This window comes from Mesorhizobium sp. M5C.F.Ca.IN.020.32.2.1 (assembly GCF_004023105.1).
GTDB lineage: Bacteria > Pseudomonadota > Alphaproteobacteria > Rhizobiales > Rhizobiaceae > Mesorhizobium > Mesorhizobium wenxiniae.
In genome coordinates this window covers 1-6,968 of the sequence record NZ_RZSX01000283.1, presented here as the reverse complement: position 1 = coordinate 6,968, position 6,968 = coordinate 1, and the positions used below count along the sequence as shown (strand labels likewise).

General features: G+C 62.3%; 7 protein-coding genes and 1 pseudogene. 3 read left to right on the top strand and 5 right to left on the bottom strand.

The genetic code is table 11. The annotated features are described in order from the left end of the window. Nucleotides 1-129, bottom strand: a pseudogene (locus tag EOA86_RS40315) (GFA family protein); the annotation flags it as partial. A gap of 125 nt (nt 130-254) precedes the next feature. Here EOA86_RS40315 and EOA86_RS15990 point away from each other — a divergent pair. After that, nucleotides 255-1,559 carry an amidase gene (locus EOA86_RS15990; RefSeq protein WP_128342500.1) on the top strand — a complete coding sequence of 435 codons (1,305 nt, stop codon included), beginning with the start codon at nt 255-257 and terminating at the stop codon, nt 1,557-1,559. 88 nt (nt 1,560-1,647) lie between these two features. Here EOA86_RS15990 and EOA86_RS15985 read toward each other — a convergent pair whose 3' ends face one another. From EOA86_RS15985 to EOA86_RS15970, 4 genes are read right to left on the bottom strand one after another with little or no spacing between them, the layout of a single operon-like run. Next, nucleotides 1,648-2,628, bottom strand: a complete 981-nt coding sequence (locus EOA86_RS15985) for a hydroxyacid dehydrogenase (RefSeq protein ID WP_128342498.1) — start codon at nt 2,626-2,628, stop codon at nt 1,648-1,650. 1 nt (nt 2,629) lies between these two features. Further along, the gene (locus EOA86_RS15980) at nt 2,630-3,346 is read right to left on the bottom strand and encodes a FadR/GntR family transcriptional regulator (protein WP_128342496.1); all 717 of its coding nucleotides are present in this window, start codon (nt 3,344-3,346) and stop codon (nt 2,630-2,632) included. A 2-nt stretch (nt 3,347-3,348) separates the two neighbouring features. Beyond that, the gene (locus EOA86_RS15975; protein ID WP_128342494.1) at nt 3,349-4,518 is read right to left on the bottom strand and encodes a mandelate racemase/muconate lactonizing enzyme family protein; all 1,170 of its coding nucleotides are present in this window, start codon (nt 4,516-4,518) and stop codon (nt 3,349-3,351) included. 57 nt (nt 4,519-4,575) lie between these two features. Then, nucleotides 4,576-5,463 carry a sugar phosphate isomerase/epimerase gene (locus tag EOA86_RS15970; protein WP_029348293.1) on the bottom strand — a complete coding sequence of 296 codons (888 nt, stop codon included), beginning with the start codon at nt 5,461-5,463 and terminating at the stop codon, nt 4,576-4,578. Between the two features lie 66 nt (nt 5,464-5,529). On the opposite strand from EOA86_RS15970, the gene EOA86_RS15965 reads away from it, so the two are divergent. Both EOA86_RS15965 and EOA86_RS15960 read left to right on the top strand, forming a co-directional pair. Beyond that, on the top strand, nt 5,530-5,733 hold the full coding sequence (locus tag EOA86_RS15965) for a hypothetical protein (protein WP_127208719.1): 204 nt from the start codon (nt 5,530-5,532) through the stop codon (nt 5,731-5,733). Between the two features lie 128 nt (nt 5,734-5,861). Further along, nucleotides 5,862-6,917, top strand: coding sequence for a sugar phosphate isomerase/epimerase (locus EOA86_RS15960; protein WP_128342492.1), 1,056 nt, complete (start codon nt 5,862-5,864; stop codon nt 6,915-6,917). Nucleotides 6,918-6,968 lie beyond the last annotated feature (51 nt).

Here is a 6,968-nt window from a genome sequence, read left to right as displayed (position 1 = left end):
GTGCGGCACGGCCCATAGCAGCGCGCCTTTGCGCGAGCAGATCGAGCAATTGCATCGCACGGCTCCGGTCAGATTGCCCTCGACCTCGAAGGCGATCTTGCCGCAGTGGCAGTTGCCTTTGTAGAGCATCAGGTCGCCTCCTTCCTTCGGTTCGACAGGGGTGAAAAAGTGCTTATGCCGGGTTATGTCTCTGCAGGCCACGCACCACCTGTCGCCTGTAAGACGTTGCAGGCGTCCGGAGTCCGACACCGAAAATGCAATCGTTCCGCGACAGCCTCGAAGTCGTCCTTTCGCGTCTCGCCGTCCGCGCGGACAATGAAACCGTATTCGTAAAGCTCTATCCGGAAGCCGCACGGGCAGCAGCCGATGCCGCCGATGGTCGGCGCAGAGCAGGCGTGACGCTCGGGCCGCTCGACGGAACAATTCTGTCGATCAAAGACCTGTTCGATGTCGCCGGCGAGCCGACCACGGCCGGATCATTGTTGCTCAGCACCGCGGCGCCGGCGATCCGGGATGCCGTCATCGTGCAACGATTGCGGCAGGCGGGCGCTATCATCTTCGGCAAGACCAATATGACCGAATTCGCCTTTACCGCAATCGGCGTCAACCCGCATTACGGCACGCCCGGCAATGCGACCGACGCCAGCCGGATTGCGGGTGGCTCATCCTCCGGCGCCGGTGTTTCCGTTGCCGAAGGCACGAGCGAGATCTCGATCGGTTCTGACACCGGCGGTTCGGTGCGCATTCCGGCATCGCTGAACGGTGTCGTCGGGTTCAAGCCGACGGCACGCCGGGTGCCGCGTGATGGCGTTCTCCCGCTGTCGGCCACGCTGGACTCTATTGGCCCGCTTGCCCGCACCGTCGCCGAATGTGCCGCAGCCGACGCTGTGATGGCGGGCGAGGAGACTATGGCTCTGGTTCCGCTTCCGTTTGCCGGACTGCGCATCGGCATTCCGCGCGGCGCGCTCTTCGAGGATACGGAAAAAGAGGTCTCGGCGGCGTTCGAGCGATGTGTTCGCAAGGTAGAGCTTGCGGGTGCATACCTCGCCGATCTGTCCATCGATGACCTCCTTGCCGATTTGCGAGGGGTAACCAAGCAGGCCTCGATCGCGGCAATGGAGGGCGCCGCGGTCCATGCAGATTGGCTGGCGACAGGTGCGACGACGCCGGTCGATCCGCGGGTGGGCGAGCCGTTGTCGCGCGCCGCCGCCGTTCCGGCCACGGCCTATATAAGGGTAATCCGCCGCCGCACGGCGCTTGTCGCCGCCATGGACGAGCGGCTGGCGTCCGTCGATGTGCTGGCCCTGCCGACCACACCGGTCACCGCGCCGACCATCGTGTCTATGACCAGCGACGAAGCTCTATGTGAGCGCACCGAAGGCCTTCTGTTGCGCAACACGCAGGTCGCCAACCAGTTCGACCTCTGCGCGATCTCGCTGCCGATGCCGGGAATGGCGCGCCCGGCCGGGCTGATGCTGGTGGCGCGCCACGGCCACGACCACCGTCTCCTGCGCATCGCGGCGGAAGTCGAGGCACTGCTTAAAGCGCGTCGCGTCTGAACGGGTTCATGCGACGCTTGTTTCTATGCATGTCGTTATCGCAAACCGCTGCGCACTTTTGCGCGACATGCATTAGCCGTTGAGGTGCTCAGATATCGGCCGGAAACCGCCGCCGGTAGTGCTCGACCACTTCGGGATTGCGCAGATTGACCGGCAACTTGTTGGCCAGCACCAGCAAGGCTTCATCAGCCGAACCGACGCCCATGCGCATCATCGATTGTTCGGTGATGCCGGCCATGTGCGGTGTGAGGATGACATTGTCGAAGCCGAAATAGGGATGATCTGAAGGCAGCGGCTGCGTCACAAAAACATCGAGCCCGGCACCGCCGATACCACCCTTTTGAAGCGCTTCGATCAGCGCGTCGTCGTCGATCACCGGCCCGCGCGAAATATTGATCAGCAGCGCATGCGGCTTCATTCGACCGATGCGCTCGCGGTTGATCAGGCCGCGCGTCTCCGGTGTCAGCGGGCAGCACAGAACGATGATATCGCTCTGCTCGATCAGTGCGTCGATCGACAGGAAGCCGACCCTATCGGGCGCCGGCCTCATGCTGCGCGTCGTCGCTACCACGTTCAGGTCGAAACCATGTGCTGCGATATGGCCGACTGCCTGTCCGATGGCGCCGAAGCCGACAATGCCGATCGTCTTCCCGGCGAGCTCGCTGGCGAGAATGGTGTGGTCGCGGCCGGCCAGCCAGCCCTTCGCCCGCAAGTCGCGGTCCACCATGCGGAAACGCCGAAGCAGCGCCAGGGTCGCGAACATCACGTATTCGGCGACCGACCGTGCATTGACCGCCGGCACGTTTGCCACCAGCACGCCGGCTGCAGTGGCCGCTTCCATCGGAACCATGTCGAGCCCGGCGCCATGGCGGATTGCAGCCCGGAGCTTCGTAGCACCTTCGAACAGCGCTGATGGCAGCGCGGCGCGAACGATGATGATATCGGCGTCCCTCGCCTCAGTCGCCAGCGTGTCCGCATCGAGGGCGGAAGCGACAACGAGTTCGCCGGCACCAGTCAACATGGCGGAGGCGCGCGGGTGCAGCGTGTGCGTCGACAGGATTTTGGGCATATCAGACCTGTTCGAGTGCTGGGCTGTAAGGTTCTGCCCCGCCGCCTTCGATCAGGCCTTTCCAGTAACTTTCCGCGCCTTGCAGATGGGCACTCATCAGCGCCTGGGCGAGATTGCCGTCGCGGCGCAGCAGCGCCTCGTAGATCTGGATGTGCTCGGCATGCGAGCGCACGCTGCGTTCGGGATCGTTGAAATAGATCGGCAGGCGTTGCTCGCCCATCATGTAATAGACGCTGCATATGTTGTGAAAAACGCTGTTCTTGGTTGCCCGCACGATTTCAAGGTGGAATTCGCGGTCCTCCTTGGCGAGGCCCTCGCCTGCCGCAATGCGCTCCTCCGACGCCTTCAGGATTTCGCGCAGCCGCTCGAAATTTTCCTCGGTAGCGCGCGAACAGGCAAGCTCGGCGGCCTTGATCTCGTGGATCTTGCGCAACTCGACCGTCTCGTAGATCTGGATCGGATCAAGCGGCAGGCCGGCCCTGGCAAAAAGCGCCATCGCCTCGACGCTGGCCTGCTTGGTGTCGATGTAGATGCCGGACTTGGCCCGGCGCTCGACGATGCGCATGGCTTCGAGGATGGCCAGCGCCTCGCGGATCTGGCCGCGGCTGACGACGAAATGCTCCGCCAGTTCACGCTCCGACGGCGTTCGGCCCGTCGCCTTGTCGGAGTGGGAGAACAGATAGGCAGCGAGTTCCGCGAGAAGGTTCTTTTCTTTCATGATCAGCCGCGTAGCGCGTGCGCCTCCAGGAACCGTTCCGAAAGGGTGAATCCCAGTCCGGGCTTCTCCGGGATCGCCATCATACCGTCCTTTGCTTCGACAGTCTCCTCGATCAGATCGTGGATCATCGGGTTGGCGCCGAGCGAATACTCGATGGTAAAGCTAGCCGGCGAAGCAGCGCAGACATGCAGCCCGGCAAAGAAGCAAGGCGCGCCAGCCCACAGATGCGGCGCAAAGCGCAGATTGAAGGCGCTGGCGATGGTGCCGATCTTTATCGCCTCGCTGATGCCGCCGCAAAAAGCCGGGTCAGGCTGGAAGATATCGGCCGCCTTGAGCGTGGCGAGGTCGCGGAAAGCATAGCGCGTCGCTTCGCTTTCGCCGGTGGCGATCGGGATGGAGCCGGAGGCCCGCACTTCGGCCATGCCGGGCTTGTCGTCGGCGATGACCGGCTCCTCGAACCAGGCCAGATCGAGATCGCCGGCGAGATGGATGAAGCGCTTGGCTTCCGCCACCGTATAGGTGCCATGCGCATCGACCATCAGGTCAACCTCGGGGCCGAGCGCCTGTCTTGCGGCGCGCACGCGGGCGGCGGAAAGATGCGGAGCGCCGTCCATCGCGCCGATCCGCATCTTCAGCGCCTTGAAACCGCCCTTGGCGATATAGGATTTTAACTGGTCGCCGATCGCCTCGGTGGAAGCCCAGCCGCCGGAAGCATAGGCGGGCATGCGGTCGAGCTTGCGGCCGCCGAGCAGCCGCCAGACTGGAACCCCCTGCGACTTGCCCAGAATATCCCACAACGCGATGTCGACGGCGCTGATCGCAGCGACGCTGATGCCGCGCCGCGCCAGTTGCGGCATGGCGTGGCCGTTTTGCGCGGCACTGTCGTGGCGCACGCCATTATAGAGCATCTCCCAGATCACCCCGATGTCGGCCGGATCGCAGCCGATCAGCTGCGGGCCGACCTCGTGGTTCAGCATGTGGACGAGGGCGCCATAGCTGCCGGTGCTGCCGGCAGCATTCTTGCCTTCGCCCCAGCCGACCAGCCCGTCGTCGGTCTCGATGCGCAGGATGGCGGCATCAAACGTCGTCACTTTACCGAAGTCGCTGCGGTGCTGCTTCGCGGCTTCGATCGGTATGCGGACCCACCAGGCTTGGACCGTCTTGATGCGCATGTTCATCCCCGGCCTTGCCGCCGGTCAGGGCGGAAGGCTCATTCTCAAACGGACCGACTACTTGATCAACGGCAGCAACGTTTCAGCGTTGATGCGCATCTGATCGGTGTAGAACTTTTCCGTCAGCACGCTGGAACCATGGTCCTGAATGAATTTGAGCTGCTCCGGCGAGATGTCGACCGGATTGCGCTCGACCATGTCGGGATAGGGAGCGGCCGGCGTGCGGTCGACGGGGGCGACGAACTCGTTGGTCAGCGCGCCATCGTAACCGACCTCCTTCAGCGTGCCGACGATCTTCGGCCAGTCGATCTGTCCGAGACCGGCGGCGAAGCGGTTGTTGTCGGCAACATGGAAGTCGAACAGGCGCTTGCCGACCTGCCGGATGGCATCATAGACGTTAAATTCTTCCATGTGGATGTGGTAGGCGTCGAGGCAGACGCCGCATTCGGGGCTGACTGCATCGGCCAGCGCCAGCGCCTGGGCGCCACGGTTGAACAGATAGGTCTCGAAACGGTTGAGCGGCTCGACCGCGATCTTGACACCGACCTTCTTGGCATGGGTGAAGCATTCCCTGGTAGCGTCGACGACCCATTTCCATTCTTCTTCTTCGGTGCCGTCCGGCACCACCTTGCCGACGGTGGCGGGAACCAGGGTGATGATCTCGCCGTCGAGTTCGCTCACCATCGTCAGCACATCCTTGACGTACTGTACGGAGCGCTCGCGCTGGCCCTGGTCCTTGGCGGCGAGATTGCGCTCGCCCAGCATCAGCGTCACCGCCCCCCAGCAGCGGATGCCGTGCTCCTTCAGGAGCGCGCGCGTCTCATCGGTCTTGTATTGCTCGGGCTCGCCGGAAATTTCGATCGACTCATAGCCGAATTTCTTGATGCGTTTGAGCGTCGTCTCCAATGGTTCCGCCCGCATCCAGTTGTGCGTCGAAAGATGCATGGTCTGTCCTTCCCAGAATTCGCCTGTAACAGTTCGCCTGCGACGCGCTCCACCAGAGTGCGTCGCATGATTCCTCCCCAAGGCGCTCCAGCATTTGTCGTAAACTGGTTCGACCAATTGGGCGTGAAAAGAGGTCTACAGCAATTTCATCTGGACGGCAAGAAATCCTACAAGGCAGCCCCGGCCCATGATTATTTCATTGATAAAACTGGCGTATTAGTCCGCTGCCCGGCAATTTTCGCAGCGCTGGTTGCGAGTGGCACCGCTTGACCAAATGACCATATTTGGTAATACCAGAATGGCGGTGCGTACTAGCGCCTGTCGAGAAAAGACCAAAGAGGCTGGCCCTGCTTTCAATCGGCGCTATGCTTGGTCGTGGATAATTAGGGAGGATGCCGATGCCGTCGACAATGAAGGGTCCTGGGCTGTTTCTGGCGCAGTTCGCAGGCGATGCCGCACCGTTCAATTCGCTGCCGGCGATCACCAAATGGGCGGCCGGGCTGGGCTACAAGGGCGTGCAGATCCCGACCTGGGACAGCCGGCTGTTCGACCTCGAGAAGGCGGCGTCTTCCCAGGCCTATTGCGACGAAGTGAAGGGCATCTGCACCGAGGCGGGCGTTGAGATCACCGAGCTGTCGACGCATCTGCAGGGACAGTTGGTGGCGGTGCATCCGGCCTATGACGCGCAGTTCGATGGCTTCGCGCCGCCTGCGTTGCACAATAATCCTAAAGCCAGGCAGCAATGGGCGGTCGAACAGATGAAGTTCGGCGCCAAGGCGTCGAAGAATCTCGGGCTTAAGGCGTCGGTGTCGTTTTGCGGAGCGTTGGCCTTCCCCTACCTTTATCCTTGGCCGCAACGGCCGGCGGGATTGATCGAGGAAGCATTTTCCGAACTGGGAAAACGCTGGAAGCCGATCCTCGACGTCTATGAGGACAATGGCGTCGACGTCGGTTACGAAATCCATCCGGGCGAGGACGTCTTCGACGGTGCGACCTTCGAGATGTTCCTCGACGCGGTGGGCGGCCACAAGCGCTGCAACATCAACTACGACCCGTCGCATTTCCTGCTGCAGCAGCTCGACTATCTCGAATTCATCGACATCTATCACGAGCGGATCAAGGCGTTCCACGCCAAGGATGCCGAGTTCAATCCGACCGGCCGGCAAGGCGTCTATTCCGGTTATCAGAGCTGGACGAACCGGGCCGGGCGCTTCCGCTCGCTCGGCGACGGACAGGTGGATTTCGGCGGCATCTTCTCCAAACTCGCCCAATATGACTACGATTCATGGGCGGTGCTGGAATGGGAATGCTGCCTGAAGCACCCCGAGGATGGCGCGGCCGAAGGCGCTCCCTTCATTCAGCATCACATCATCAGGGTGACGGAAAAAGCATTCGACGATTTCGCCGGCGGCGCGACCGACAAAAAGGTGCTGCGCGCCATGATGGGAATCTAGCGCTTTTTTCCCTCCCCCTCGAGGGAGGGTCGATCCGCGCAGCGGATCGAC

Coding starts and splice junctions, on each gene's coding strand:
- EOA86_RS15985 (WP_128342498.1), bottom strand. CDS start 2,628: ATGCCCAAAATCCTGTCGACGCACACGCTGCACCCGCGCGCCTCCGCC.
- EOA86_RS15975 (WP_128342494.1), bottom strand. CDS start 4,518: ATGCGCATCAAGACGGTCCAAGCCTGGTGGGTCCGCATACCGATCGAA.
- EOA86_RS15980 (WP_128342496.1), bottom strand. CDS start 3,346: ATGAAAGAAAAGAACCTTCTCGCGGAACTCGCTGCCTATCTGTTCTCC.
- EOA86_RS15970 (WP_029348293.1), bottom strand. CDS start 5,463: ATGCATCTTTCGACGCACAACTGGATGCGGGCGGAACCATTGGAGACG.
- EOA86_RS15965 (WP_127208719.1), top strand. CDS start 5,530: ATGATTCCTCCCCAAGGCGCTCCAGCATTTGTCGTAAACTGGTTCGAC.
- EOA86_RS15990 (WP_128342500.1), top strand. CDS start 255: ATGCAATCGTTCCGCGACAGCCTCGAAGTCGTCCTTTCGCGTCTCGCC.
- EOA86_RS15960 (WP_128342492.1), top strand. CDS start 5,862: ATGCCGTCGACAATGAAGGGTCCTGGGCTGTTTCTGGCGCAGTTCGCA.